The following is a 24485-nucleotide window of genomic DNA, read 5'->3' on the forward strand; positions in this document are numbered from 1 at the left end:
AACTGGTCGGGCTGAGAGGATTCGAACCTCCGACCCCCTGCTCCCGAAGCAGGTGCGCTACCAGGCTGCGCTACAGCCCGACCGTGGCGCGACGGATAGACGAGGGGGCGGCGCTTTGCAATCCCTCAAATGCGCGGCGCCGGGTGCGGAACCCGGCGCCGCCGCAGGCTCAGAGGCTGGCGTCGAGCGCGGCCAGAATGGCGTCGCCCATCTGCGCGGTGGTGAGCGGGGTGCCGCCCTCGGGGCCCATGAGATCGGGCGTGCGCGCACCATCGGCCAGCACCTTTTCCACCGCACGCTCCAGCCGGTCGGCCTCGGCGCCCTGATCGAAGGAATAGCGCAGCGCCATGGCGAAGCTGAGGATGCAGGCGATGGGGTTCGCCTTGCCCTGACCCGCGATATCGGGCGCCGAGCCGTGCACCGGCTCGTAAAGGGCCTTGGGCCGGCCATTGGCCATCGGCGCGCCGAGGCTGGCCGAGGGCAGCATGCCGAGCGAGCCGGTAAGCATCGCCGCGGCGTCCGAGAGAAGATCGCCGAAGAGATTGTCGGTCACGATCACGTCGAACTGCTTGGGGTTGCGGCAAAGCTGCATCGCGCCCGCATCGGCATACATGTGCGACAGCTGCACGTCCGGATAGCTTTCGGCATGCACCTTCGTGACGACCTCGCGCCAGAGAACGCCCGATTCCATGACATTGGCCTTCTCCATCGAGCAGACCTTGTTGCCCCGGCGGCGCGCCAGCTCGAACGCGGCGCGCGCGACGCGGTCGATCTCGCTCTCGGTATAGCGCTGGGTGTTGACGCCCACGCGCTCGTTGCCTTCGGTGAAGATGCCGCGCGGCTCGCCGAAATAGATGCCGGAGGTCAGCTCGCGCACGATCATGATGTCGAGGCCGGCCACGATATCGCGCTTGAGGCTGCTGAAATCCGCCAGCGCGTCGAAGCATTGCGCGGGGCGCAGGTTGGCGAAGAGGTCCATCTCCTTGCGCAGGCGCAGAAGACCGCGCTCGGGCTTCACCGAGAAATCGAGATCGTCGTATTTCGGCCCGCCCACGGCGCCGAGCAGAACCGCGTCCACCTCCTGCGCCTTGGCCATCGTGTCGTCATGCAGCGGCGTGCCGTGCTTGTCATAGGCGCAGCCCCCGACCAGGTCCTCGCTCACATCGAAGGGCATGTCGCGCTTCTTGCCATACCAGTCGATGATGCGGGTGACTTCGGCCATGACTTCGGGGCCGATGCCGTCACCGGCGAGGATGAGAAGGGAAGGGGTGCTCATATGGGGCGTCCTTTGCGTGATCGGGTCGGCCAATCGGGTATAGCGAAGGCGCCCTAGCGTCAAGAAAGCCCGGCTCGGGGGCCGGGCTTCGGTGGCATGCATACGGATTTGAGGTCAGCAAGGCGAGGCGGCCGGGGCGCCGCCTCGCATGCCTTCGTCACTGCGCGGTCGGCAGGATCACGATCTCGACGCGGCGGTTCTGTGCCTTGCCCTCGGGCGTCAGGTTCGACGCGATGGGCTGATCCTCGCCGCGCCCGAAGGTGGTGATGCGCGCGCCGCCGACGCCGCCCTCGCGCAGCACGGACGCGACCGCGTCCGCGCGGCGCTCGGAAAGGTCCTGGTTATAAGCGGCCGAGCCGGAATTGTCGGTATGACCGATCACCTGCACGGTGCTGCCGGGATAGTTGCGCAGGCTCTCGGCGACGGTGAAGAGATCGCCGCGCAGCGCGCCGTTCACATTGGCGCTGTCCACGTCGAAGACGATGTCCTGCGGCAGCGTCACGATCAGGCGGTCGCCGGTATTGGTGATCTGCACGCGCTCGTTCTCGAGATCGCGGCGCAGCTCGGCCTCCTGCTTGTCCAGTGCGTTGCCGATGGCCGCGCCGCCCACGGCCCCCAGCACGCCGCCGATGACTGCGCCCTTGCCCTTCTTGTCGCTCGCCACGGCGCCGGTCAGCGCACCCGCGATGCCGCCGATCAGCGCGCCCTGCTGCGTGCGGTTGGGGGCGGCACCGCTCCCCTGAAGGTTTGCGGGGCCTTCGCAGGCCGCGGTCAGCATCAGGGCCGCGCCCGCGACGCACAGAAGGGGTTTGTTTGCTCGGATCATGGAAAATCGCCTCTTGAATGATGCCCGCTCGAGCGGACTTGGGGCGACTATAGGCAGGGCGGGCAGGATGCCCAATACAGTTTTCCGTGAAAATCGGCAGCAATCCGCGCACATCCTCTCAGGCCTCCGCGCGCGCCGCCTCCCAGGCGAGGATGCCGCGCTTGACCGGAAGGCCCCAGTGATAGCCGCCGAGCCCTCCCGACTTGCGCAAGGCGCGATGGCAGGGGATGAGCAGGCTGATGGGATTGCGCCCCACGGCGGTGCCGACGGCGCGCACGGCGCGCGGATGGCCGATCGCCTCGGCGATGTCCGAATAGGTCGTCACATGCCCCGAGGGGATCGACAAGAGCGCCTCCCAGACCTTGATCTGGAAGGGCGCTCCGATGAGGTAGAGCGGCGCGGCCTCGTTCCGCGCGGCGCCGAAAGCGGCGAGCGCCCAGGGCCGCAGCCGCATCGGATCCTCGACGAAGCGGGCCTCGGGCCAGCGCCCGGCGAGATCCGCCATCGTCGCCTCGCTTCCCGCCTCGGCGGCGAAACCGATGCCGCAGATGCCCTTCCGGGTGCCCATGACGAGCGCGAGGCCGAACGGGCTGTCGAACCACCCCCAATGGATGGTGAGCCCCGCGCCGCGCCGCGCGAAATCGCCGGGGCTCATCGCCTCCCAGCGCAGGAAGAGGTCATGGAGCCGCCCGGTGCCCGACAGGCCCGCCGCATCCGCCGCTGCCAGCGTGGTGTGCCGCGCGGCCAGAAGCGCCTTGGCGTGGTTCAGCGTGAGATATTGCTGGTAACGCTTGGGCGAGACGCCCGCCCAGGCCGAGAAGAGGCGCTGGAAATGCGCGGCGCTCATGCCCATCTCGGCGGCCAGCGCATCGAGCGTCATGCCCGGCCCGCCCGCGTCGATCACCTCGATGGCGCGGCGCATGACGTTGAAATGATAGCTCTGCTCGGTCTCGATGGTCATGGCGCGGGTCCTGTTTCTGCGTATGATCCTAGGCCGCAGGCCGCGCCCCCGCGACCCGAATGTTGCGCAATGCCCGAAATGCCGCCATACCCTGCGGCGATGAGCAAGCAACTCGACTATCACACGATCCGCGCCATCTTCGAGCGCTTCCACGAAGCCGAGCCCGAACCCGAGGGCGAGCTCGAGCATGTGAACGCCTATACGCTGGTCGTGGCCGTGGCGCTGAGCGCGCAGGCGACCGATGCGGGCGTGAACCGCGCGACGCGCGCCCTCTTCGAGGTGGCCGACACCCCTCAAAAGATGCTCGATCTGGGCCTCGAGGGGCTGACCGAGCATATCAAGACCATCGGGCTCTTCCGCCAGAAGGCGAAGAACGTGATGAAACTCAGCCAGATCCTCGTCGAGGAATACGGCGGCGAGGTGCCCAATTCGCGCGCCGCGCTGCAATCGCTGCCGGGCGTCGGGCGCAAGACGGCGAATGTCGTGCTCAACATGTGGTGGGGCATGCCCGCGCAGGCGGTCGATACCCACATTTTCCGCGTCGGCAACCGCACCGGCATCTGCCCCGGCAAGGACGTGGTCGCGGTCGAGCGCGCGCTCGAGGACCATGTGCCCGCCGATTTCCAGAACCACGCGCATCACTGGCTGATCCTGCACGGGCGCTACCATTGCAAGGCGCGCAAGCCCATGTGCCCCACCTGCCTGATCCGCGATCTGTGCCCCTTTGAGGACAAGACCCAATGACCAAATACCAAACCGTCGGTATCGGCAATGCCGTCGTCGACGTGATCTGCCGCAGCGACGATGCTTTTCTCGACCGCATGGGGATCGAAAAAGGCGTGATGCAACTGATCGACGCGCCCCGTGCCGAAGAACTGCTGGAGGCCATGGACAACCGTGCGCAGAGCGCCGGTGGATCGGTCGCGAACACCATCGCGGGCCTCGCCGCGCTCGGGCTCGATACCGGGTTCGTCGGGCGGGTGCGCGACGACGAGCTGGGGCGCAGCTATGCGCATGACCTCACGCGGCTCGGCGCCGCCTTCGTCAACCCGCCGGCGGAGGGCGCGGGCCTGGCGACCTCGCGCTGCATGATTTTCGTCTCGCCCGACGGCGAGCGGTCGATGAACACGTATCTCGGCATCTCGACCGAGCTCGGCCCCGACGACGTGCCGGGCGGCGTGGCCGAGGCGGCGGAGCTTCTGCTGCTCGAGGGCTATCTCTTCGACAAGCCCGAGGGCAAGACCGCCCTCTCCGACGCCGCCGCCGCCTGCCGCGCGGCGGGAGGCAAGGCGGGCATTTCGCTCAGCGATCCCTTCTGCGTCGATCGGCACCGGAGCGATTTCCGCGCGCTGATCGGCGGGCTCGATTACGTGATCGGAAACGAGCATGAATGGGCCTCGCTCTTCGAGGCGCGCCATCTCGACGAGGCGCTGGGGCGCGCCGCCGAAGCGTGCCCCCTCGTCGTCTGCACCCGCTCGGGCGCGGGCGTCGTCATCATCGAGAACGGCGCGCGCATCGATGTGCCGGTGCGCCACGTCACGCCCGTCGACACGACCGGCGCGGGCGATCAATTCGCCGCGGGCTTTCTCTATGGCCTCGCCACCGGCGCGCCGCTCGACGTGGCGGGGCGCATGGGCTGCATCGCGGCCGGCGAGGTGATCGGCCATTACGGCGCCCGCCCCGAGGCCGATGTGAAATCGCTTTTCGCCGCCGAGGGCTTGATCTGACCGACGGCGCGCGGGGCCGCCGCGGGAGTCGAGTATTTTCGCCAAGATGAAGCAGGGGGTGCGCGCCCCGTCTCCGGCGTCGGTCGCAGCCGTCGCGATGCAGACCGGAGGCGGGGGCGCGGCTTTTCCTTGAGCGGTCATCGGCTCCCCAGCCTGTACCGCGCCCCCGAGCATGGCAGGAGATGATTAAGAAAGGCTTAGCGGCTTTTCTTGGTGAAAATACCCGAGCGCCCGGCTTCGATGGGGAATGCCGGCGGCGTTACTCGCCGAGCTTGGCATGGACCTCGTCGAGGTCGATCTCGCCGACCGGCATCTTGTTCGACGGATCGGTGAAGTCGTATTTGAAAAGCTCGAAATCCTGCTTGTAGATCTCGTAGACGAGATGCATCGCGAGATCGTCGAAATAATCCTCGACCGGGTGCGCGCGTTTCGGGCCATGCCCCTCGCTCTCGTTGAAGCGGGGGATGGTCTCGAGATCGACCTGATGGGGCGTTTCGATCGCGTTCAGCACGTCCTGCATGCCGTCGTTGAAATGCTCGGTCCAGAAGATGCGGTCATAGGTGCCGCCATTCACGATGAAGGTGCTCACATGGCCCGACATGGCGGACCAGTGAATGTCCGGCTCCATCGGGCGGCGCCAGCGGATGGTATCCCGCGCGAAGAGCAGGAAGCGCCGGAAGCTCGCGATCTGATCGAACTCCTGCTTGCCGTCCTCGCCGCCGACCTCGATCCCGTATTTCTGAACGAGCAGCGGCACGAGCTTACCGCGATAGCGCTTGCCGTTGCGCTGGATGCCGCAGATCTTGTCGAAGAAGCTGCTGAGAATGCGCGTGTAGGGGTTGCGCACGCAGGTGAAGGCGTAGGAGCCGTGCGATTTCACATTGGCCGAGATGCGCGCCTGGCTTTCGTCGAGGGCCCATTTGTGCATGCCGCCCTTGGCGTCATGGATGTCGCCGTCGAAGAACTCGCCATGATCGGAATAGTACATGATCTGGCCGATGGTCGAGCAGGCGCATTTCGGCACCACGCGATACACCACGCTTTCGCTCTGCGTCATCCACGTTCCGGGAAAGCCCATGATCGCCGCCCTCTGCCAAACCTCTTGTGTCCCGTTCAGGACTTATTGTTCTTTACCGCCATAAAACAGAATGATTGCGGTTTCATCAACGCGTGAACGTGTTTATCACTGTAAACAATCAGCGAAACAAGGGCTAGTCTGTTTCCATAATGGCGAAAATTGCCTATATCCTTCTGTGCCATAAGGATCCGGCCGCCGTGATCGCGCAGGCCGAGATGCTGACGGCGGCGGGCGATTGCATCTCGATCCATTTCGACAGGCGCGCCGACCCCGCGCATTTCCGCCAGATCAAGACCGCGCTCGCCGGCAATCCCAATGTCTGTTTCGCCAAGCGGCGCATCAAATGCGGCTGGGGCGAGTGGAGCCTCGTGGAGGCGACGCTTCTGGCGGTCGAGGCGGCGGTGCGCGCCTTTCCGCGCGCCACGCATTTCTACATGCTTTCGGGCGACTGCGCGGCGATCAAGTCGGCGCGCTATGCGCATGACTTTCTCGACGCCGATGATGTCGATTACATCGAGAGCTTCGATTTCTTCGAGAGCGACTGGATCAAGACGGGCATGAAGGAGGAGCGGCTGATCTATCGCCACTTCTTCAACGAGCGCAAGAACAAGCGCCTGTTCGACGCGTCCTTCCACCTGCAACGCCGCCTCGGCCTCTCGCGCGAGATCCCGCGCGACATCCAGGTGCAGATCGGCAGCCAGTGGTGGTGCCTGCGCCGCCGCACGATCGAGTGGATCCTCGACTTCACGCGTCAGCGGCGCGACGTCATGCGCTTTTTCCGCACGACATGGATCCCGGACGAGACCTTCTTTCAAACCCTCGTGCGCCATATCGTGCCCGAGGCCGAGATCCGCGCGCGCACCCTCACCTTCCTGATGTTCACCGATTACGGGATGCCGCAGACCTTCTACAACGATCATTACGATCTGCTCTTGAGCCAGGATTTCCTCTTCGCGCGCAAGATCAGCCCCGAGGCGACGGAGCTGAAGACGCGCCTTGCCGCGCTCTATGCCGACGATGCCGCAGAGTTCAAGATTTCGAACGAGGGGCGCAGCCTCTTCAAGTTCCTGACCGGGCGGGGCCGGATCGGGCGCCGCTTCGCCAGCCGGTTCTGGGAGACCGAGAGCACGCTGGGCCGCCACCGCGAGCTGATGATCATCGTGTGCAAGAAATGGCACGTGGCCAAGCGCCTGCTTCAGCAGATCCGGCAGGTCACGAATGTGCCGGCCACCGAATATCTCTTCAACGAGGAGGGCACCGATCTGCCCGATCTGGGCGGCATCCAGGCCAGCCTCGGCAAGCGTACGCGCCACCGGCGCGCGCTGATGCGCATGCTCTTCGACTATCACGACACGGACCGGATGATCGTCTGTATGGATCCGGGCAATCTCGATCTCCTGGAGGATTTCAGCGGCGATCGCTCGACCACCCGCCTGCTCGAGATTCAGTGCACCTTCACGGACGCGTATCTCGTCGGCCATGCGATGCGCGTCGGCCTCGCGGGCGAGCAGACCTCGCGCGAAACGCTCGAGCGCCTTCTGCCCACCATCCGGGGCGAGACGACCTTCGAGAGCGACAAGATCCGCGACGCCGATTTCGAATTTCACTACATCATGCGCGAGACCGACACGGACGAGGAAAACGCCGTTCCGATCTCGAAATTCCTGAGCATCGGGCACGAGCAGGCGCTCAGCATCGCGCGCACCGATCATCTCTTTGCCGACTGAGGAGGGCACGCATTGGCCTACAGCTATGACGACCAGAACATCTTCGCCAAGATCCTGCGCGGCGAGATTCCCAACGACACGGTGCTCGAGACCGCGCATTGCCTCGCCTTCCGCGATATCGCGCCGCAGGCCCCGGTGCATGTGCTGGTGATCCCCAAGGGCGCCTATGTCAGCTACGATCATTTCGCCGCCGAGGCGAGCGATGCCGAGATCGCCGATTTCACGCGCGCCATCGGCGAGGTCTGCCGGCTGTGCGATCTGCATGGCGGGGGCGGCGAAGGCGGCTTTCGCGTGATCTCGAACGCGGGCCCGCATGCATCGCAGGAAGTGCCGCATCTTCATGTCCATGTGCTGGGCGGCCGGCCCCTGGGCGGCCTGCTGGCCAAGGGGTGAGCGGCGAGCCGGGCGATGCCGCGGATTTCGCCCGCACGCCAGAGCCGCCTTACTATGCGGTGATCTTCACCAACCTGCTGTCGTCCGACGACGCGGGATATGCGGCGATGGGCGCGGCCATGTTCGATCTGGCGCTGGCCCAGCCCGGCTGCCTCGGCGCCGAGAGCGTGCGCGGACCCCGCGGCTTCGGCATCACGGTCTCCTATTGGCAGAGCGAAGCCGATATTCTCGCATGGAAGGCCGAGGCGCAGCATGTCGCCGCGCAAAAGCACGGCATCCCGCGCTGGTACGCCCATTACGAGCTGCGCGTCGCGCGGGTGGAGCGGGCCTATTCAGGCCCCGAGGGGCGCGGCCTAGCCTAGCTCGGGATCGTCCAGATCGGTCTGGATCCAGCGCGCGCTCAGGTGGATGTCTGTTGTCTCGAGCGGGCCGGGTCCGAGGCTTTCGTATTTGTGCGGCACGTCGGCGGGGCCCATCAGGATATCGCCCGCCTCGGCGTCGATCTTCTGCGCGCCGATGGTGAAGCGCGCGCGGCCCTGCCGCACGATGAAGACCTCGTCATAGGGGTGGACATGCCATGCCGGGCCGTCGCCGACCTCCTCGGTCGAGAAGAAAAGGACCGTCACCTCGGTGCCGAGATCGCGCCCCTCGAAGCGGCCCTTCCACAGATGCGAGGCATCGCCCCACTCGGCGGCGGTGATCTTCCGTGCGGATCTGGGCATGGCGGCGCTCCTTCGGCAAGGCGGGCGGGGCGGCAAGGCGCCCGGCGCCGCCAAAACCCTAGCGGCTGCGCGTCAGTTCCAGAAAAACGTCCTGAAGATCGGCCTGCTCGGTGCGCACGTCGCGGATGCGGATGCCCGCGCCCTTCACGGCATCGAGCACCGCCTCGGCGCTGACCTGCCCCGCGCTGTAGCTGAAGGCGAGCGCACCGCCGTCGCGGCGCGTGACCTCGATCCCCTCGGCCTGCGGCAGCTCCGCGACCTCGCCGTCGGGGATGATGACCATGCTGCGCGTGTCGAGCTGCGCCAGAAGGTTGGATGTGCTGTCGCGGGCCACCATCTCGCCGTGGTTGATGATGGCGATCTCGTCGCACATCTCCTCGGCCTCCTCGAGATAATGCGTGGTCAGGATGATCGTCATGCCGCGCTCGTTCAGCTTGCGCACATTTTCCCAGAGCATCTGGCGCAGCTCGATATCGACGCCCGCCGTCGGCTCGTCCAGCACGAGGATGCGCGGATCATGCACCAGCGCCTTGGCCAGCAGAAGCCGCCGCCGCATCCCGCCCGAGAGCGTGCGCGCATAGGCCTGCGCCTTGTCGGCAAGGCCCACCAGCTCGAGAATCTCGTCGCTGCGCCGCTGGGATTTCGGCACGCCGTAAAGCCCCGCCTGCACCTCGAGCGCGGCGCGCGGCGTGAAGAAGGGATCGAGGTTCAGCTCCTGCGGCATGACGCCGATTGCGGCCCGGCTCTGGCGCGGGTTCACGTCCTGATCGAAACCCCAGATACGCGCCGTGCCCGACGTCTTGAGCACGAGCCCCGCGAGGATGTTGATGAGCGTCGATTTGCCCGCGCCGTTCGGCCCCAGAAGTCCGAAAACGGAGCCTGCCGGAATGTCGAGATCGATGCCCTTCAGCGCCTCTTTCTCGGGGCTGCCCTTGGCGCCTCCATAGGTCTTGCGCAGGCCGCGGATTTCGATCGCATTCGCTGTCATGGTGCCCTTGCCCCTGCCGTGCCGTTCCATCATAAACGTGGGCGTAGTGGAAGTGCCGGTAAAAGGAAACGCCCAGATGGTGACCCAACCGCCAGAAACGCGCATCGTGGACGAGTATCGCATCGCCTGTGACGGCAGCGGACCGGGCCTTGGGCATCCGCGCGTCTGGCTCCAGATCCCGGCCGATCGCGGCTGGGTGGAATGCCCCTATTGCGATTGCAAGATGATCCACCGCGATTTCGAAGGCAAGGTCTGAGCGCCTGCCGCCTGCGCTGTGCGGCGGGGGCGGAATTGAGTATTTCCACCAAGATGAAGCATGAGGCCGCATCGGAGGGCTGACGATATGTCATTCGGAAAAGGGTGCCATCTGCACCTGATCGACGGCTCTGCCTTCATCTTTCGCGCCTATCACGCGCTGCCGCCTCTGACGCGCAAGTCGGACGGGCTGCCCATCGGGGCGGTCTCGGGCTTTTGCAACATGCTCCAGCGCTATGTCGAGGGGAACACGGGCGGGGACGTCACGCATGTCGCCGTCATCTTCGACAAGGGCAGTCACACGTTCCGCAACGATCTTTTCCCGGACTACAAGGCCAATCGCGAGGCGATGCCAGAGGATCTGCGCCCGCAGATCCCGCTGACCCGGCGCGCGACCGAGGCGTTCAACATCGCCTGCAAGGAGGTCGAGGGATACGAGGCCGACGACATCATCGGCACGCTGGCCGTCAAGGCGCGCGATGCGGGCGGGCGCGTGACGATCATCAGCTCGGACAAGGACCTGATGCAGCTCGTCGGCGGCGGGGTCGAGATGCTGGATGCGATGAAGAACCGGCTGATCGACGTCGAAGGCGTCGAGGAGAAGTTCGGCGTGGGGCCGGAGCGCGTGGTCGACGTGCAGGCGCTGGCCGGGGATTCGGTGGACAACGTGCCGGGCGCGCCGGGCATCGGGATCAAGACGGCGGCGCTTTTGATCAACGAGTACGGCGATCTCGACACGCTTCTGGCCCGCGCCGAGGAGATCAAGCAGCCCAAGCGTCGCCAGACCTTGATCGATCATGCCGATCAGATCCGTCTTTCGCGCCAGCTCGTGCAGCTCGATTGCGACACGCCGCTCGATTTCGGGCTCGACGATCTGGAGGTGCGCGATCCCGATCCCGAGATTCTGCTGGGCTTTCTGGCCGAGATGGAGTTCCGCACCCTGACCAAGCGCATCGCCGAGGCGATGAATGCCGAGCCGCCCGAGATCGACGACACGCCCGCGGGCGCGCCCGAGCCGGAGGCGCCCGAGATGCCCGAGATCGCCCCGGAGGCCTATGAGCACGTCCGGGACATGGCCGCGCTCGAAACATGGATCGAACGCATCCGCGCCAAGGGGCATGTCGCGGTCGATACCGAGACGACATCGCTCAACGAGATGCAGGCCGAGCTTGTCGGCATCTCGCTCGCCGTGGAGCCGGGGCAGGCCTGCTATATCCCGCTCGGCCACAAGGGCGAGGGCGAGGGCGATCTTTTCGGCGGCGCCGCGCTGGCCGAGGGGCAGTTGGGCCTCGAAGAGGTTCTGGCCGCACTGAAGCCGGTGCTGGAGGACGCGTCGGTCCTCAAGATCGGCCAGAACATGAAATACGATGCCAAGGTCCTGGCGCGCTACGGCATCGACATCGCCCCTTTCGACGACACGATGCTCCTCTCCTATGCGCTCCATGCGGGTCTGCACGGGCATGGCATGGACGCGCTGAGCGAGCGGTATCTGAACCACAGTCCCATCCCGATCAAGTCGCTTCTGGGCACCGGGAAATCCGCCGTCACCTTCGACCGCGTGCCGGTCGAGGCGGCCGTGAAATACGCCGCCGAGGATGCCGACATCACGCTGCGCCTCTGGACGCTGCTCAAGCCGCAGCTTCACCGCGCCAAGGTCACCCGCGTCTACGAGACGCTCGAGCGCCCGCTCGTGCCGGTGCTGGCGCAGATGGAGCGGCACGGCATCGAGGTGGACCGCAACGTGCTCAGCCGCATGTCGGGCGCCTTCGCGCAGAAGATGGCGCAGCTCGAGGAGGAGATCCACGAGCTGGCCGGGCGCAAGTTCAACGTGGGCAGCCCCAAGCAGCTGGGCGAGATCCTCTTCGACGAGATGGGCCTCGACGGCGGCAAGCGTGGCAAGACCGGCGCCTATGCGACCGGCGCCGATGTGCTCGAGGATCTCGCGACCGAACATGCGCTGCCCGCCCGCGTGCTCGACTGGCGGCAGGTCTCCAAGCTGAAATCGACCTACACGGACGCGCTTCAGGACCATATCGATCCCGAGACGGGCCGCGTGCACACCTCCTACATGCAAGCGGGCGCGAGCACGGGCCGGCTCGCCTCGTCCGATCCGAACCTTCAGAATATCCCCGTGCGCAGCGAGGAGGGCCGCCGCATCCGCGAGGCTTTCGTCGCGCCGAAGGGCCGCGTCCTGCTCAGCCTCGACTACAGCCAGATCGAGCTGCGCATCCTCGCCCATGTCGCGGGAATCGACGCGCTGAAACAGGCCTTCCGCGAAGGACAGGACATCCACGCCATGACCGCCTCAGAGATGTTCAACGTGCCCATGGAGGAGATGACGCCCGAGATCCGCCGCCAGGCCAAGGCGATCAATTTCGGCGTGATCTACGGTATCTCGGGCTTCGGCCTCGCCCGCAACCTGCGCATCCCGCGCGGCGAGGCGCAGGGCTTCATCGACCGCTATTTCGAGCGCTTCCCCGGCATCCGCGCCTATATGGACGACACGGTCGCGTTCGGCAAAAAGCACGGCTATGTCGAGACGCTCTTCGGGCGCAGGATCCACACGCCCGAGATCGGCGCCAAGGGTCCGCGCGCGGGCTTCGCGCGCCGCGCCGCGATCAACGCGCCCATTCAGGGCACCGCCGCCGACGTGATCCGCCGCGCCATGATCCGCATGCCCGCCGCGATCGCGGACCTGCCGGCCAAGATGCTGCTGCAAGTGCATGACGAGCTTCTCTTCGAGGTCGAGGAGGGCGCCGCCGAGAAGGTCATCGAGGCCGCCCGCGACGTGATGGAGGGCGCCGCCGAGCCGGTGGTAAAGCTGAGCGTGCCGCTCACCGTCGATGCGGGGCAGGGCGCCAACTGGGCCGAGGCGCATTGAGGCGCTTTCTCATCCTGCAATTGCGCCCCGAACGGGACGCGTCGGACGCTGAATTCGCGGCCTTCCTCGCCAAGGGCGGACTGGACGCCCGCTGCGCCCACCGCATCCGCCTCGATGCCGAGCCGCTGCCGAAGGGCCTCGATCCCGCGGATTATGCGGGCGTCATCGTCGGCGGCGGTCCGGGCTGCGTGAGCGATGCGCCCGAGGAGAAAAGCGCCGAGCATGCGCGGATCGAGAGCGCGGTCCTGTCGCTCATGCCGCGCATCACGGCGCAGGACATCCCCTTCCTCGGCTGCTGCTACGGCATCGGCATTCTCGGCAAGCATCTGGGCGCGCCCGTCGCCAAGGGCCGCTATGGCGAGCCTGTCGGCACCGCTGCCTGCGCGCTGACCGAGGCGGGCCGGGCCGATCCTCTTATGGACGGCGTGCCGGATCGCTTCGATGCCTTCGTCGGTCACAAGGAGGCGCTCGAGGCACTGCCCGAGGGCTGCGCGCATCTGGCCTCGGCGCCCTCATGTCCCTTCCAGGTCGTGCGCCACGGCCACAATGTCTATGCGACGCAGTTCCACCCCGAGGCGGATGCCACCGTTTTCGAGGAGCGGATCGAGATCTACAAGCATCACGGCTATTTCCCGTCCGAGACGGCGGGCGATCTGATCGCGATGTGCCGCGCCGCCGAGGTCACCGCGCCCGAGCGTATCCTCGCCAATTTCGTGCGGCGCTACGGCTGAGGCGGGGCCCTGGCTTCATCTTGGCAAAAATACTCGAAACTCGCCGGCGCCCTTCAGAAGAGGTGTCCGGACTTGCGCGCCTTGGTAGCAAGGTAATGCCGGTTCTGGGCCGTCTCGCCCACGATCAGCGGGACGCGCTCGGCCACCTCGATGCCGCAGCGGCGCATCATGTCGATCTTGGCGGGGTTGTTGGTCAGAAGGCGCACGGCGCCAAAGCCCATCTTGCGCAGAATGCCGGCCCCGATGCGGAAATCGCGCTCGTCATCCTCGAAGCCGAGGCGGTGATTGGCCTCGACCGTGTCGAAGCCCTGATCCTGAAGGCTGTAGGCGCGCATCTTGTTGGCAAGACCGATGCCGCGCCCTTCCTGGTTGAGATAGAGAAGCACGCCCGCACCCTCGGCTCCCATCTGCTCGAGCGCGGCATGGAGTTGCGGGCCGCAATCGCATTTGAGACTGCCGAGCACGTCGCCCGTGAAACAGGCCGAATGGAGCCGCGCGAGGACCGGCGCATTGCGCGGCGGTGCGCCGATCTCGATCGCGTAATGCTCCTCGCTGCCGTCTTCGGGACGAAAGACGTGGACGCGTCCGGCATGGCTCGCGGCCAAGGGCACGCGCGCGCTCACGACGCCGTGCGGGGGGCTTGCGAGGCGCATCGCGGCCTCGGCGGCCTCGGCGGGCAGGATGGTGAGGCCCGCCGCACGCCCCTCGGCCACGGCATCTGCATCGGGAAGCGGCAGGACGAGCGCGGCGGGCAAGAGCCGCGCGGCCTTGGCCAGCGTCAGGGCGAGCCGGTGAAGGCGCGTGTCGCCTCCGCGCGCGGTGCGGAAAGGGCCCTTCATCGGATGGGCGAGATCGCCCTCGGGGCTGGCCGTGGCGCGGATCCATGTCAGCGCGGCCCCCTCGGGCACCAGGATGCGGGCCAGATCGCCGTCATAGGCGCGCGCCTTCAGCGTCTCGGCGCGCCGCGCGGTGACGGCCAGCGTCAACTCGGCCCCGGCAGACCTTGCGAGATCCGTCAACGCGGCGAGGCGCGGGGCCTCGATCGTCTCGGCGGCGGCGATGAGCGCGCCGCCCTCCGCGCCCGACAGCACGACCGGCAGGCCCATCGCGAGATCGCCGCGCGCGCGGGCCAGAAGGTGGATGATGTCGGGCTTCAGGCTCATGCGGGCGCGCTCATATGGGATCTTTTCTCCATCTACGCGCATTCACAGGAAAATGAAACATATCGCGCCCCAGCTACACTTGGCCGTGATCGAGTGTCGCATTCCTTGCCCGGGCGGGCCTGGCCGCGCATCTAACGTCAAGAGACCGTGAGGAGACCCGAAATGGCACAACTCAAGAAGATTCTGCTCGTCGACGACGACGAGGACCTGCGCGAGGCGCTGGGCGAGCAACTCGTGATGACCGAGGATTTCGACGTGTTCGAGGCCGGAACGGGCGCCGAGGCGATGACCCATGCGCGCGATGCGAATTACGATCTGATCATTCTCGATGTTGGCCTGCCCGACACCGACGGGCGCGAGCTGTGCCGCCTGATGCGCAAGCAGGGTGTGAAAAGCCCGATCCTGATGCTGACCGGCCATGACGGCGACGCGGACACGATCCTCGGCCTCGATGCCGGGGCGAACGACTATGTCACCAAGCCCTTCAAGTTTCCGGTCCTGCTCGCGCGGATCCGCGCGCAGCTTCGCCAGCACGAGCAATCCGAGGACGCCGTGTTTCAGCTCGGGCCCTACAGCTTCAAGCCCGCGCTCAAGGTCTTGGTCGACGAGGCGGGCCGCAAGGTGCGCCTGACCGAGAAGGAGACGAGCATCCTCAAGTTCCTCTACCGTGCGCCCGACGGCGTCGTGGCACGCGATGTGCTGCTGCACGAGGTCTGGGGATACAATGCGGGCGTGACCACCCACACGCTCGAAACGCACATCTACCGCCTGCGCCAGAAGATCGAACCCGATCCCTCGAACGCGCGCCTCTTGGTGACGGAAAGTGGCGGATATCGGCTCTTGCCCTGAGCGCCGCCGGCGTTATGGAACCAAAGCGGCGCGCATGTGTTCCCGTCCCAGTGGCAGCCATGCCGCGCCTGATCCGTCCGCATACACGGATTGAAGTATGCACCTCCCTGTTGGACTGACCCCGGCCTCGGCCGGGGTCTTTTTTCGTCTGCGGCTGTCTCGTCAGGTCCGTCCGGAGGCAGGGCGGATCACTCCGCCTGCTGCTCGATCGTCGCCTGGAAGTTGCCGTCGAGCGTCACGGCGCCCTCTGCATCCGCCGCGACCAGCTCTTCGGTGTCGCCGGGGGTGAGCACGGCGACGAAGCTGCCCGCGACGATCATGTCTGTACCCTCGACGCTCAGCGCGTTCAGCGTGATGTCGGTATTCGCGGGCGCGGCGCTCAGATCGCCCTCGGCGCCGCCCGTCAGGGTGACGCGCAGATCCTCGGCTTCGGGCGTGGTGCCGTCCTGGCGGGCGGTGAAGCTGAGCGTGAGGATTTCGCTCGGCCCGGCGGTCTCGCTGGCGCTGGCGCCCGGAATGGCCCTAATGCGCGCCTCGAGCGCGCCCTCGGTCTCCTGCCAGCCGCTGGGCCGCTCAGCATCCGCGCCCGCAACGTTCCAGACGCGCTCCTCGAAATCGAGCGTGCCGGTGACGGTGCCGTCCGTCTGCTGCGCGCCGATCGGAGCGGCGGCGAGCGTGAGGGCGGCGGCGAGGGGTGCGATCGGTTTCATGTGGTCTCCAGTTCCTTTTCAAGGTCGATTGCTGAGCGAACGGGCGGTCCGCCGCCAGAGTTCCGGGCGATCCCCGCGCGGGCCTGTCCGCTGGACCTTGCCGCAGAGCGCGCATAGGGTCCGCCCGAGCCATCGACGCGCCATTGACCGGAGAGACGCCGCCATGCCCTTCACCCTCGCCACATGGAACATCAATTCCGTCCGGCTGCGCGCGCCTCTGGTGTGCAGGCTCCTTCAGGAGGAGGCGCCCGACATCCTCTGCCTTCAGGAATGCAAGAGCCCGGTCGAGAAGATCCCGGCGGAGACCTTCGCCGAGCTGGGCTATACCCACATGATCGCGCGGGGGCAGAAGGGCTATAACGGCGTCGCCATCCTCTCGAAGCTGCCCATCGAGGAGGTGGGCGCGCATGATTTCGCCGCCCTCGGCCACGCCCGCCACATCGCGGGCCGGCTCGAGAACGGGACGGTGATCCATAATTTCTACGTCCCCGCCGGTGGCGACGTCGCCGACCGCGAGGTGAACGAGAAATTCGGACAGAAACTCGATTACCTGACCGAAATGCGCGACTGGGCGCGGCGCGATGCGCCCGAGCGGTCGATCCTCGTGGGCGATCTCAACATCGCGCCGCGCGAGGATGACGTCTGGAGCCACAAGCAGCTTCTGAAGGTGGTGAGCCACACGCCGATCGAGGTCGCGCATCTCGAGGACGCGATGGAAGCGGGCGGCTGGCAGGACGTGACCCGCACGGATATTCCCGAGGGCCAGCTCTATAGCTGGTGGTCCTACCGCGCCAAGGATTGGGACGCCGCCGACAAGGGCCGCAGGCTCGATCACATCTGGGCGACGGGCGATATCGCGGGCGCCGCGCATTCGAGCCGCATCCTGCGCGCCGCGCGCGGCTGGGAGCAGCCGAGCGATCACGCACCGGTTTTCGCGACCTTCGATCTCTGAGCGGCGCCGGGGGCCTGCCCCCGAACGCGCGAAATGTTCTGAGGAAGACGGGAAACAAGTGGCGCCGCGCAGCATCCGGCGACCGGTGCCGCCCCCTTGCAACACTGCGGCGCGCGCGCCATTTATGACGCAACACGAGATTTCAGCGAGGCATGACGAGATGATTGAACTTGGTGGCCAGACCCCCGCGAACGACCTGATCAAGGACGTGTCCGAGGCCGATTTCATGGCCGAGGTCGTCGAGGCATCGCGCAAGGTGCCGGTGATCGTCGATTTCTGGGCGCCGTGGTGCGGGCCGTGCAAGACGCTCGGCCCCGCGCTCGAGGCGGCGGTGACGAAGGCCAAGGGCGCGGTGCGCATGGTCAAGGTGAATGTCGACGAGAACCAGGGCATCGCCGGACAGCTTCAGATCCAGTCGATCCCGACGGTCTATGCCTTCTGGCAGGGCCAGCCGATCGACGGCTTTCAGGGCAACGTGCCGGCCTCGCAGCTCGATGCGTTCATCCAGCGCCTCGTCGAGGCGTCGGGCGGCGCGGGCGCCGGGGGCGAGGAAGAGGACGGCCTCGCCGAGGCGATCGCCGCCGCGGACGAGATGCTCGAGGCCGGGGATGCCGCGGGCGCGCTTCAGGTCTTCGCCGCCATCGCGGCCGAGGATCCGCAGAGCGCGGCGGCCTTCGGCGGCATGGCGCGCGCGCATATCGCGGCGGGCGATCTCGATCAGGCGGAGGCGGTGCTGAACGGCGCCCCGGCCGAGCTGCACGGCAAGCCCGAGATCGAGGCGGCGCATGCGCAACTGGCGCTCGCGCGTCAGGCCGAGCAGGCGGGCCCCGTGGCCGATCTCGAGGCGGCTGTCGAGGCGGATGCCGAGAACCATCAGGCGCGCTACGATTTGGCGCTGGCGCTCGCGGCGTCGGGGCGCAATGCCGAGGCGGTGGACCATCTGCTCGAGCTTTTCCGCCGGGCGCCCGACTGGAACGAGGGCGCGGCCAAGACGCAGCTTTTCACCGTGTTCGACGCGCTCAAGCCCAATGATCCCATCGTGCTCGCCGGGCGCCGCAAGCTCAGCTCGATGATCTTCGCGTGATCGCGCGCCGGCGGCATCCGGGGCGCTTGCCGCCCCGGGGCCGCGGGCTAGGTTATCGGCCATGACACGCAAGATCGACCTTCCGGACATCGTTCCGATTTTCCCGCTGCCGGGGGCGCTTTTGCTGCCACGGGCACGCCTGCCGCTGCATCTCTTCGAGCCGCGCTATCTCGCCATGCTCGAGGATGCGCTGAAGACGCCCGAACGGCTGATCGGGATGATTCAGCCCAACCGCGTGCCGGGCCGCTCGGGGCCGGGGCTGCACACCATCGGCTGCGCCGGGCGCATCACGCAATTCTCCGAGACCGAGGATGGCCGCTACATGATCACGCTGGCCGGCGTCTCGCGGTTTCGTCTTGTCGAGGAGGTGGAAGGCTTCACGCCCTATCGCCGTGCGCGCGTCAAATGGACCGGCTTCGAGCGCGATCAGGGCGGCGAGGAGACCGACACGCGCTTCGACCGCGAGGCGTTTCTTGCCACGCTCGCGCAGTATTTCGAGGCGCAAGATCTTCAGACGGATTGGGACAGTCTCAAAGAGGCCGATGACGAGCTTCTGATAAACTCGCTCTCGATGCTTCTGGGCTTCGAGCCCGAGGACAAGCAGGCGCTTCTCGAGGCGCCGTCGCTCAGCACGCGGCGCGAGACGCTGATGACGCTGATCGAGTTCGAGATGCGGGGCGGCGACGGAGAAGGAATGATGCAATGAGCACGCAGGATGATCCCGAGGATGACGCGGCTGTCGGCCCCGAGTTCGATCGGCGCATGCTCGAGGCGCTGATCTGCCCGCAGACCCATGAGCGGCTCAGCTATGACGCCGCGGCGGGCGAGCTTTTAAGCAAGTCGGCGGGGCTGGCCTTTCCGATCCGCGCGGGTATTCCGATCCTTCTGGTCAGCGAGGCGCGCACGCTCGACTAGCGCGGCGCGGCGGCGCGGCGAAGCCTGTCGTTGATCGCGCGGCCGAGACCCCTCTCGGGAATGGGCGCGACTGCGATCACCTCCGCGCCTGCCGCATCGAGCCGGTGCAGATGGTCGAAGAGATTGGACGCGGCCTCCACCAGATCCCCCGACACCGACAGATCGAGCGCGGCGCCTTGCGTGCCGCCGAAGCCCAGCAGCGTCTCGCCCTCCCGCGCGGTTTCCGCCTCGAGCCGCATCAGCGCGCTGGGCGCGTAATGCGAAGCGAGCTGGCCCGGCGCGGTGATCGCGCCGCCCGCCTCGGGCCGCAGGAGAGGCGCGCCGAGCGCTTCCTCGATCACTTCGGTCGGCAGGCCGCCGGGGCGCAGCAGCGTGGCCTTTGCGCCCGTGAGACCGATGATGGTCGATTCGACCCCCACGCCGCAGGCACCCCCATCCAATATGGCGGCGATCCGCCCGCCGAGCCCCGCGCGCACATGCTCGGGCCGGGTCGGGCTGATGCGGCCGGAGGGATTGGCCGAGGGCGCGGCGAGGGGCGCGCCGCTCGCCCGCAGCACGGCCTGCGCGGCGGGATGCGCCGGCACGCGCAGCGCGACGCTGCTTTGCCCCGCAGTGACGAGAGGCGAGAGCCCGCCGCCCGTCCGCAGTGGCAGCACAAGCGTGAGCGGGCCGGGCCAGAAGGCGGCGGCGAGACGGTCCGCCGCATCGCTCCAGAGCGCATGGCCCTCGGCGGCCTGCGCATCCGGCACATGTACGATGAGCGGGTTGAAGCTGGGCCTGCCCTTGGCCTCGAAGATGCGCGCGACGGCGGTGCCGTTCCGCGCGTCTCCGGCCAAGCCATAAACCGTCTCGGTCGGGAGCGCGACAAGCTGCCCTTCGGCCAGAAGATCGGCGGCGGCCCGGATCCCGGCGGCATCGGTGGCGAGGCTCTGGGTCTCTATCATGGCTGGGATCCTCGGCAGGAAGGCGATAGGCAGGGGCGAGGACTGACTACCCCGCACCCGACCGATTGCCAAGGAGGCCCGATGACGCGACATGACGGCGAGCCGGAGGACGGCATCCGGTATCCGTGGCCCGAACCGCCCGCCGAGGGCGAGGCGACGGAGGTCGCGCCGGGCATTCTCTGGATGCGCCTGCCGCTGCCTATGGCGCTCGACCACGTCAACATCTACGCGCTGGAGGAGCCGGATGGCTGGACCATCGTCGATACCGGCATCCGCTCGCGGCGGAGCATCGCGCTTTGGGAAAGACTGCTCGAAGGCCCGCTGCAAGGGCGCGCGGTGCGGCGGGTGATCGTCACGCATCACCACCCCGATCATGTCGGAATGGCCGGATGGCTGATGGAGCGCTTCGGCGCCGAGCTCGTGATGACGCGCACCGCTTGGCTGATGGCGCGCATGCTGATCCTCGACGAAGAGGCGCGCCCGACGCCCCAGGCGCTCGACTTCTGGCGCAAGGCCGGGATGGCGCCCGAGATCTATGCCGATCGGGCAGCGGCGCGGCCCTTCAATTTCGCCGATAGCTGCGCGCCCTTGCCGGTCGGGTATCGCCGCGTGGAGGAGGGCGGCACGCTGAGCGCCGGGGGGCGCATCTGGGACCTGCGCGTCGGGCATGGCCACGCGCCCGAGCATCTGACGCTCTGGAGCCGCGAGGATGCGCTGGTGATCGCCGGGGATCAGATCCTGCCGTCGATCAGCCCCAATCTCGGCGTCTATCCGACCGAGCCCGAGGCCGATCCGGTGGGCGAATGGCTCGCCGCCTGCGCGCGGCTGGCCCGTCACGCGCGCGCCGATCATCTGGTGCTGGGCGGGCACAAGCTGCCTTTCACGGGCCTGCCGACCCGGATGCGGCAGCTCGAGCAGAACCATCACGGCGCGCTCGAGCGGCTCATGGCGCATCTCGAGACGCCGCGCACCGCCGCCGAGTGCTTCGCGCCGCTCTTCAAGCGCCGGATCGACGCGGGCACCTACGGGCTCGCGCTGGTCGAGGCGGTTGCACATCTCAACCACTTGCATAAGCTGGGCCGCGTCACCCGCACGCCCCGCGCGGACGGGGCGTGGCTGTGGCGCCGCAAGGGAGAGAGCCATTGAGCGACGAGATCATGACCACCGCCGAGGCCGCCGAGGCGGACGCCATGCCGCGCTGCCACGAGGTGCACACGCGCGAAGGCCGCACGAGCCCCGCCGCCGCCGCGCCCGAAAGCGTCAAGGCCAAGCCCGTCGGGCAGAAAAGCCCGGCGGAATGGGCCTATGAGCGGCTCATCCTCTACATCCAGAATTTCGAGAAGACCCTCGACAACGAGCATGAGGTCGCGATGGGCTTCGTCGGCGGCGATGCGGGCGTGCTCAAGATCGAAGGCATGGGGTATTTCGACCCCGACATCGTCACGTTCTACGGCAGCGACACCTCCGGCAACAAGACGCAGCTCGTACAGCATGTCAGCCAGCTCAGCGTGATCCTGCGAGCCCTTCCCAAGCCGCGCGCGCAGGCCGAGCCCGAGCGCATCGGCTTTCGCCTCGCCGCCGATCTGGAAAAGGATTGATCGGGTGCGCCGCGCGCCCGTTTGAGGGTGACAGGGCCTCGCAAATACAGTAACCAGCCGGAAATTCGGCATGCAAAGGACGGACTTTCGGATGGCTGACGACCACGAGCACGGCAAGATGGATATCAAGGAACAGGAAAAGACCTTCGACGCGTTCATCACGTGGTCGACGCGCGTTGCGATCTTCTCGGTCTGCGTGCTTCTGTTCATGGCGCTGGTCAACAGCTGAGCGGGCTTGCCGCAACCCGGGGGATGATGCCGATGCGCGCCTTGATCGTGGCCCTCTGCGCCATCCTCGCGCTCGCCGGATGCGCGGCGCCTCCGGGCGTCTGGGCCACTGACGAGGAAGTGGCGCGCGCCGCCTATCGCCATGATGGCCCGCCGCGCCTGACGCTCTTCACGATGCTCAACAACTCGACCGGCGCGGGCGCGCATACGTCGCTGATGATCAACGGCTCGCAACGGATCATCTGGGACCCTGCCGGATCGTTCAAGCACGAGACCATCCCCGAGCGGAACGATGTGGTCTTCGGCGTGACCCCCGCCGTCGCCGATGTCTATACCCGCTTTCACGCGCGCAAGACCTTCCATGTGCGTATCCAGCGTCTCGACGTGACGCCGGAGCTGGCCGAGAAGGCTATGCAGCTCGCCCGCGCCTATGGGCCCGTGCCGCAGGCGCAATGCGCGCGCAGCACATCGAGCATCCTTGCCGAGCTTTTCCCCGGCCAGATCGGGCAGACATGGTTCCCGAAGGCGCTGGCCGAGGATTTCGCCACGCTGCCCGGCGTGACCGAAGAGACGCTCTACGAGTACGACAGCGACGACAACTCCAAGGTGCTGGCCGCCTGGGATCCGTCCAAGGTCTGACATCGCCTTCGGCGAGAGTATTTTCGCCAAGATGAAGCCGAGGCCCGCACTGGACGCGCCGCGCCGCGCCCGCTATTGCGGCCCCATGCAGACCCCCTACGACCCGCCCATGACGCCACTCGAGGTGCTTCACGAGGATCACGAGATCCTCGCCGTGATGAAGCCCGACGGCCTTCTGTCGGTGCCCGGCAAGGGCGATCATCTGGCCGATTGCCTGCTGAGCCGGGTGCAGGCCGCGTTTCCCACCGCGCTTCTGGTGCACCGGCTGGACCGTGACACATCCGGCGTCATGGTCTTCGCGCTCAGCCCGCATGCGCAACGGTTTCTCTCGGCCCAGTTCGAGGAGCGGCGCGCGCGCAAGACCTATGTCGCGCGTGTCGCCGGGCGCATGGCGGGCAAGACGGGCGAGGTCGATCTGCCGCTGATCGTCGACTGGCCGAACCGGCCGCGCCAGATGGTCTGCCATGAGACCGGCAGGCCGTCGCTGACCGAATACCGCGTGATGAAGGCGGGCGAGGCCGAAAGCCGCGTGCGCCTCTGGCCCAGAACCGGCCGCACGCATCAGCTCCGGGTGCATATGCTGGCGCTCGGCCATCCCATCCTCGGGGATCCGCTCTATGCGCCGGATACCGCCTTTTCGCGCATGATGCTCCATGCCGAGGAATTGCGCGTAAACCATCCCGAAAGCGGGCGCGGCATGGCCTTTCGCGCGAAGGCGCCGTTCTAGGCCTTCAGCACCCGGTCGGTGAGGTTGCGCCTTGCGGCGATGATGGGCGCGAGGCGCTCGGCCAACTCCGGCTCGCGCTCCTGCATCTGCGCCAGTTCGTCGAGGCGGTTGGCGGCGACGAGTTGCAGCGCGTCGGCGCGAAGGCCGCCATCCGCATCACGGGGCAGCGCGGCGACGGGCTGGATCGCCTCGGGCTTCGGCTCGGGCGCGAGATCGGCGAGCGCCTCCGCGCTCAGCGTCGTTTCCACGAAGGCATAAAGGCCCACGCCCTTGGCGGGGAGCGCATAGGTCGCGAGCGCGACGCCCGTCACCTCGGGATGCGCCATCAGCGCGGCGCGCAGGGCGGGACCGTCGCGCTCGATCCGATCCTCGGTTCCTTCGCCGTCCGACCAATTCATGAGGCGCCGTGTGATGAAATTGTAGGCGCGCTTGCCCGTGGCCATCCAGATGCGCGACGGCAGCGCCTTCCGCGCCAGCATCCGGTGCTCGGACGGGGTGAGCAGATCCGGCGCATAGGCGCGTTTCTGTTTCAGAAGATGCCGCAGATCCTCGCGCGCCATCACGCGGAAAAGGCGCCCGCGCCGGCGGTGGAGCGAGGCGAGCTGGAAGTCGATCACGGCGGCGCGGCCATCGGGCGTCATCAGCCAGTTCTGCGGCTTGGCGATGTCGTTATGCGTGACGCCGCATCTGCGCATCTCGCGCAGGAGGCGCTTGGCATCGCGATACCATGCCGCGTCCGAGGGCTTGGCCAAGTGCAGCGGCGTGCCGCGCGTCCAGCTGCGCAGAAGCCCGGTTCGATCGACGCGCACGAGATCGGGGCAGCCCTCGATGCCCTGCACGGCGCGCAGGCCGCGTATCTCCTTGCGCGCGAGCGCCCAAGCGATGGGGCGCGCGTACCACGGCACGGTGTCGAGCTTGCGCAGCACGACGGGATAGTCGGGGATGCCCTCGAGATCGCCCGAAATCGTCTCGGAAAAGATGTCGCGCTTGTGCACCGTCTTCGGCACGAAGGCGGCGTCGGCGATCGTCTCGGGGGAGGGGGCGGGCAGGCTCATGGCGCTCTTCTAGTGGGTTTTGGCGGATGCGCCCAGCCCCTTGAGACGCGAAAGGG

Annotated in this window: 28 protein-coding genes and 1 tRNA gene; 18 read left to right on the plus strand and 11 right to left on the minus strand. The window is 67.2% G+C overall.

Annotated features, from left to right (window positions below; translation table 11 throughout):
- Positions 1 to 3: 3 nt before the first annotated feature.
- The 4 genes from ACGRVM_RS13520 to ACGRVM_RS13535 form a co-directional block, all read right to left on the minus strand.
- Positions 4 to 80 (minus strand) — tRNA-Pro (locus ACGRVM_RS13520).
- A gap of 89 nt (positions 81 to 169) precedes the next feature.
- On the minus strand, positions 170 to 1276 hold the full coding sequence (gene leuB / locus ACGRVM_RS13525; protein WP_377172411.1) for a 3-isopropylmalate dehydrogenase: 1107 nt from the start codon (positions 1274 to 1276) through the stop codon (positions 170 to 172).
- A 157-nt stretch (positions 1277 to 1433) separates the two neighbouring features.
- The gene (locus tag ACGRVM_RS13530) at positions 1434 to 2102 is read right to left on the minus strand and encodes an OmpA family protein (RefSeq protein ID WP_377172412.1); all 669 of its coding nucleotides are present in this window, start codon (positions 2100 to 2102) and stop codon (positions 1434 to 1436) included.
- 118 nt (positions 2103 to 2220) lie between these two features.
- Complete coding sequence (locus ACGRVM_RS13535; protein WP_377172413.1) at positions 2221 to 3063, minus strand: methylated-DNA--[protein]-cysteine S-methyltransferase; 843 nt, start codon at positions 3061 to 3063, stop codon at positions 2221 to 2223.
- Between the two features lie 99 nt (positions 3064 to 3162).
- Here ACGRVM_RS13535 and nth point away from each other — a divergent pair, with 99 nt between their 5' ends.
- Together nth and ACGRVM_RS13545 are read left to right on the plus strand one after the other, a co-directional pair.
- Positions 3163 to 3807, plus strand: coding sequence for an endonuclease III (gene nth / locus ACGRVM_RS13540; protein WP_377172414.1), 645 nt, complete (start codon positions 3163 to 3165; stop codon positions 3805 to 3807).
- Positions 3804 to 4790, plus strand: coding sequence for an adenosine kinase (locus ACGRVM_RS13545; RefSeq protein ID WP_377172415.1), 987 nt, complete (start codon positions 3804 to 3806; stop codon positions 4788 to 4790). Before nth ends, ACGRVM_RS13545 begins: the two co-directional genes overlap by 4 nt.
- 259 nt (positions 4791 to 5049) lie before the next feature.
- Here the strand turns inward: ACGRVM_RS13545 and ACGRVM_RS13550 are convergent, their stop codons facing one another.
- The gene (locus tag ACGRVM_RS13550) at positions 5050 to 5868 is read right to left on the minus strand and encodes a sulfotransferase family protein (RefSeq protein ID WP_377172416.1); all 819 of its coding nucleotides are present in this window, start codon (positions 5866 to 5868) and stop codon (positions 5050 to 5052) included.
- Between the two features lie 149 nt (positions 5869 to 6017).
- Between ACGRVM_RS13550 and ACGRVM_RS13555 the strand changes: the two genes are divergently transcribed.
- From ACGRVM_RS13555 to ACGRVM_RS13565, 3 genes are read left to right on the plus strand one after another with little or no spacing between them, the layout of a single operon-like run.
- Positions 6018 to 7595, plus strand: coding sequence for a DUF5928 domain-containing protein (locus tag ACGRVM_RS13555; RefSeq protein ID WP_377172417.1), 1578 nt, complete (start codon positions 6018 to 6020; stop codon positions 7593 to 7595).
- A 12-nt stretch (positions 7596 to 7607) separates the two neighbouring features.
- Entirely contained in the window at positions 7608 to 7988 is a 381-nt protein-coding gene (locus ACGRVM_RS13560; RefSeq protein WP_377172418.1) for an HIT domain-containing protein, read from the plus strand.
- The gene (locus tag ACGRVM_RS13565; RefSeq protein WP_377172419.1) at positions 7985 to 8350 is read left to right on the plus strand and encodes an antibiotic biosynthesis monooxygenase family protein; all 366 of its coding nucleotides are present in this window, start codon (positions 7985 to 7987) and stop codon (positions 8348 to 8350) included. The genes ACGRVM_RS13560 and ACGRVM_RS13565 overlap by 4 nt, the downstream gene beginning before the upstream one ends.
- Here ACGRVM_RS13565 and ACGRVM_RS13570 read toward each other — a convergent pair.
- Together ACGRVM_RS13570 and ACGRVM_RS13575 are read right to left on the minus strand one after the other, a co-directional pair.
- Positions 8342 to 8710 (minus strand): cupin domain-containing protein, encoded by a 369-nt coding sequence (locus tag ACGRVM_RS13570; RefSeq protein ID WP_377172420.1) that lies wholly within the window; start codon positions 8708 to 8710, stop codon positions 8342 to 8344. The two genes, ACGRVM_RS13565 and ACGRVM_RS13570, sit on opposite strands and share 9 nt — an antisense overlap.
- Positions 8711 to 8768: 58 nt before the next feature.
- The gene (locus tag ACGRVM_RS13575) at positions 8769 to 9698 is read right to left on the minus strand and encodes an ABC transporter ATP-binding protein (RefSeq protein ID WP_377172421.1); all 930 of its coding nucleotides are present in this window, start codon (positions 9696 to 9698) and stop codon (positions 8769 to 8771) included.
- A gap of 76 nt (positions 9699 to 9774) precedes the next feature.
- On the opposite strand from ACGRVM_RS13575, the gene ACGRVM_RS13580 reads away from it, so the two are divergent.
- The 3 genes from ACGRVM_RS13580 to ACGRVM_RS13590 all read left to right on the plus strand — a co-directional run bounded on the left by ACGRVM_RS13580 (position 9775) and on the right by ACGRVM_RS13590 (position 13565).
- Complete coding sequence (locus ACGRVM_RS13580; RefSeq protein ID WP_377172422.1) at positions 9775 to 9954, plus strand: zinc-finger domain-containing protein; 180 nt, start codon at positions 9775 to 9777, stop codon at positions 9952 to 9954.
- An 87-nt stretch (positions 9955 to 10041) separates the two neighbouring features.
- Entirely contained in the window at positions 10042 to 12834 is a 2793-nt protein-coding gene (gene polA / locus ACGRVM_RS13585) for a DNA polymerase I (RefSeq protein WP_377172423.1), read from the plus strand.
- Positions 12831 to 13565, plus strand: a complete 735-nt coding sequence (locus ACGRVM_RS13590; protein ID WP_377172424.1) for a glutamine amidotransferase — start codon at positions 12831 to 12833, stop codon at positions 13563 to 13565. Before polA ends, ACGRVM_RS13590 begins: the two co-directional genes overlap by 4 nt.
- Positions 13566 to 13618: 53 nt before the next feature.
- Here the strand turns inward: ACGRVM_RS13590 and ribA are convergent, their stop codons facing one another.
- Positions 13619 to 14728: a GTP cyclohydrolase II gene (ribA, locus tag ACGRVM_RS13595; protein ID WP_377172425.1), complete on the minus strand. Its 1110-nt coding sequence runs from the start codon at positions 14726 to 14728 to the stop codon at positions 13619 to 13621.
- Between the two features lie 162 nt (positions 14729 to 14890).
- On the opposite strand from ribA, the gene ACGRVM_RS13600 reads away from it, so the two are divergent.
- Complete coding sequence (locus ACGRVM_RS13600; protein WP_377172426.1) at positions 14891 to 15577, plus strand: response regulator transcription factor; 687 nt, start codon at positions 14891 to 14893, stop codon at positions 15575 to 15577.
- A 188-nt stretch (positions 15578 to 15765) separates the two neighbouring features.
- Here ACGRVM_RS13600 and ACGRVM_RS13605 read toward each other — a convergent pair whose 3' ends face one another.
- Positions 15766 to 16287 carry a hypothetical protein gene (locus ACGRVM_RS13605; protein WP_377172427.1) on the minus strand — a complete coding sequence of 174 codons (522 nt, stop codon included), beginning with the start codon at positions 16285 to 16287 and terminating at the stop codon, positions 15766 to 15768.
- Between the two features lie 163 nt (positions 16288 to 16450).
- Here ACGRVM_RS13605 and ACGRVM_RS13610 point away from each other — a divergent pair, with 163 nt between their 5' ends.
- The 4 genes from ACGRVM_RS13610 (at position 16451) to ACGRVM_RS13625 (ending at position 19238) form a co-directional block, all read left to right on the plus strand.
- On the plus strand, positions 16451 to 17239 hold the full coding sequence (locus tag ACGRVM_RS13610; protein WP_377172428.1) for an exodeoxyribonuclease III: 789 nt from the start codon (positions 16451 to 16453) through the stop codon (positions 17237 to 17239).
- Positions 17240 to 17399: 160 nt separating this feature from the next.
- On the plus strand, positions 17400 to 18323 hold the full coding sequence (gene trxA, locus ACGRVM_RS13615) for a thioredoxin (protein ID WP_377172429.1): 924 nt from the start codon (positions 17400 to 17402) through the stop codon (positions 18321 to 18323).
- 61 nt (positions 18324 to 18384) lie between these two features.
- Positions 18385 to 19029, plus strand: a complete 645-nt coding sequence (locus tag ACGRVM_RS13620) for an LON peptidase substrate-binding domain-containing protein (protein WP_377172430.1) — start codon at positions 18385 to 18387, stop codon at positions 19027 to 19029.
- The gene (locus tag ACGRVM_RS13625; RefSeq protein WP_377172431.1) at positions 19026 to 19238 is read left to right on the plus strand and encodes a Trm112 family protein; all 213 of its coding nucleotides are present in this window, start codon (positions 19026 to 19028) and stop codon (positions 19236 to 19238) included. The genes ACGRVM_RS13620 and ACGRVM_RS13625 overlap by 4 nt, the downstream gene beginning before the upstream one ends.
- On the opposite strand, the gene ACGRVM_RS13630 is transcribed toward ACGRVM_RS13625, so the two are convergent.
- Positions 19235 to 20182 (minus strand): L-threonylcarbamoyladenylate synthase, encoded by a 948-nt coding sequence (locus ACGRVM_RS13630; RefSeq protein WP_377172432.1) that lies wholly within the window; start codon positions 20180 to 20182, stop codon positions 19235 to 19237. The genes ACGRVM_RS13625 and ACGRVM_RS13630 overlap by 4 nt on opposite strands.
- An 81-nt stretch (positions 20183 to 20263) precedes the next feature.
- Between ACGRVM_RS13630 and ACGRVM_RS13635 the strand changes: the two genes are divergently transcribed.
- The 5 genes from ACGRVM_RS13635 to ACGRVM_RS13655 all read left to right on the plus strand — a co-directional run bounded on the left by ACGRVM_RS13635 (position 20264) and on the right by ACGRVM_RS13655 (position 23374).
- Positions 20264 to 21328 carry an MBL fold metallo-hydrolase gene (locus ACGRVM_RS13635; protein WP_377172433.1) on the plus strand — a complete coding sequence of 355 codons (1065 nt, stop codon included), beginning with the start codon at positions 20264 to 20266 and terminating at the stop codon, positions 21326 to 21328.
- Complete coding sequence (locus ACGRVM_RS13640; protein WP_377172434.1) at positions 21325 to 21780, plus strand: DUF6173 family protein; 456 nt, start codon at positions 21325 to 21327, stop codon at positions 21778 to 21780. Before ACGRVM_RS13635 ends, ACGRVM_RS13640 begins: the two co-directional genes overlap by 4 nt.
- Positions 21781 to 21871: 91 nt before the next feature.
- Positions 21872 to 22009, plus strand: coding sequence for an aa3-type cytochrome c oxidase subunit IV (locus ACGRVM_RS13645; RefSeq protein ID WP_377172435.1), 138 nt, complete (start codon positions 21872 to 21874; stop codon positions 22007 to 22009).
- Between the two features lie 32 nt (positions 22010 to 22041).
- Positions 22042 to 22647 carry a hypothetical protein gene (locus tag ACGRVM_RS13650; RefSeq protein WP_377172436.1) on the plus strand — a complete coding sequence of 202 codons (606 nt, stop codon included), beginning with the start codon at positions 22042 to 22044 and terminating at the stop codon, positions 22645 to 22647.
- A gap of 85 nt (positions 22648 to 22732) precedes the next feature.
- Positions 22733 to 23374 carry a pseudouridine synthase gene (locus ACGRVM_RS13655; protein ID WP_377172437.1) on the plus strand — a complete coding sequence of 214 codons (642 nt, stop codon included), beginning with the start codon at positions 22733 to 22735 and terminating at the stop codon, positions 23372 to 23374.
- On the opposite strand, the gene ACGRVM_RS13660 is transcribed toward ACGRVM_RS13655, so the two are convergent.
- On the minus strand, positions 23371 to 24429 hold the full coding sequence (locus tag ACGRVM_RS13660; protein ID WP_377172438.1) for a serine/threonine protein kinase: 1059 nt from the start codon (positions 24427 to 24429) through the stop codon (positions 23371 to 23373). The genes ACGRVM_RS13655 and ACGRVM_RS13660 overlap by 4 nt on opposite strands.
- Positions 24430 to 24485 lie beyond the last annotated feature (56 nt).

The organism is Roseovarius aquimarinus (assembly GCF_043661195.1).
GTDB lineage: Bacteria > Pseudomonadota > Alphaproteobacteria > Rhodobacterales > Rhodobacteraceae > Roseovarius > Roseovarius aquimarinus.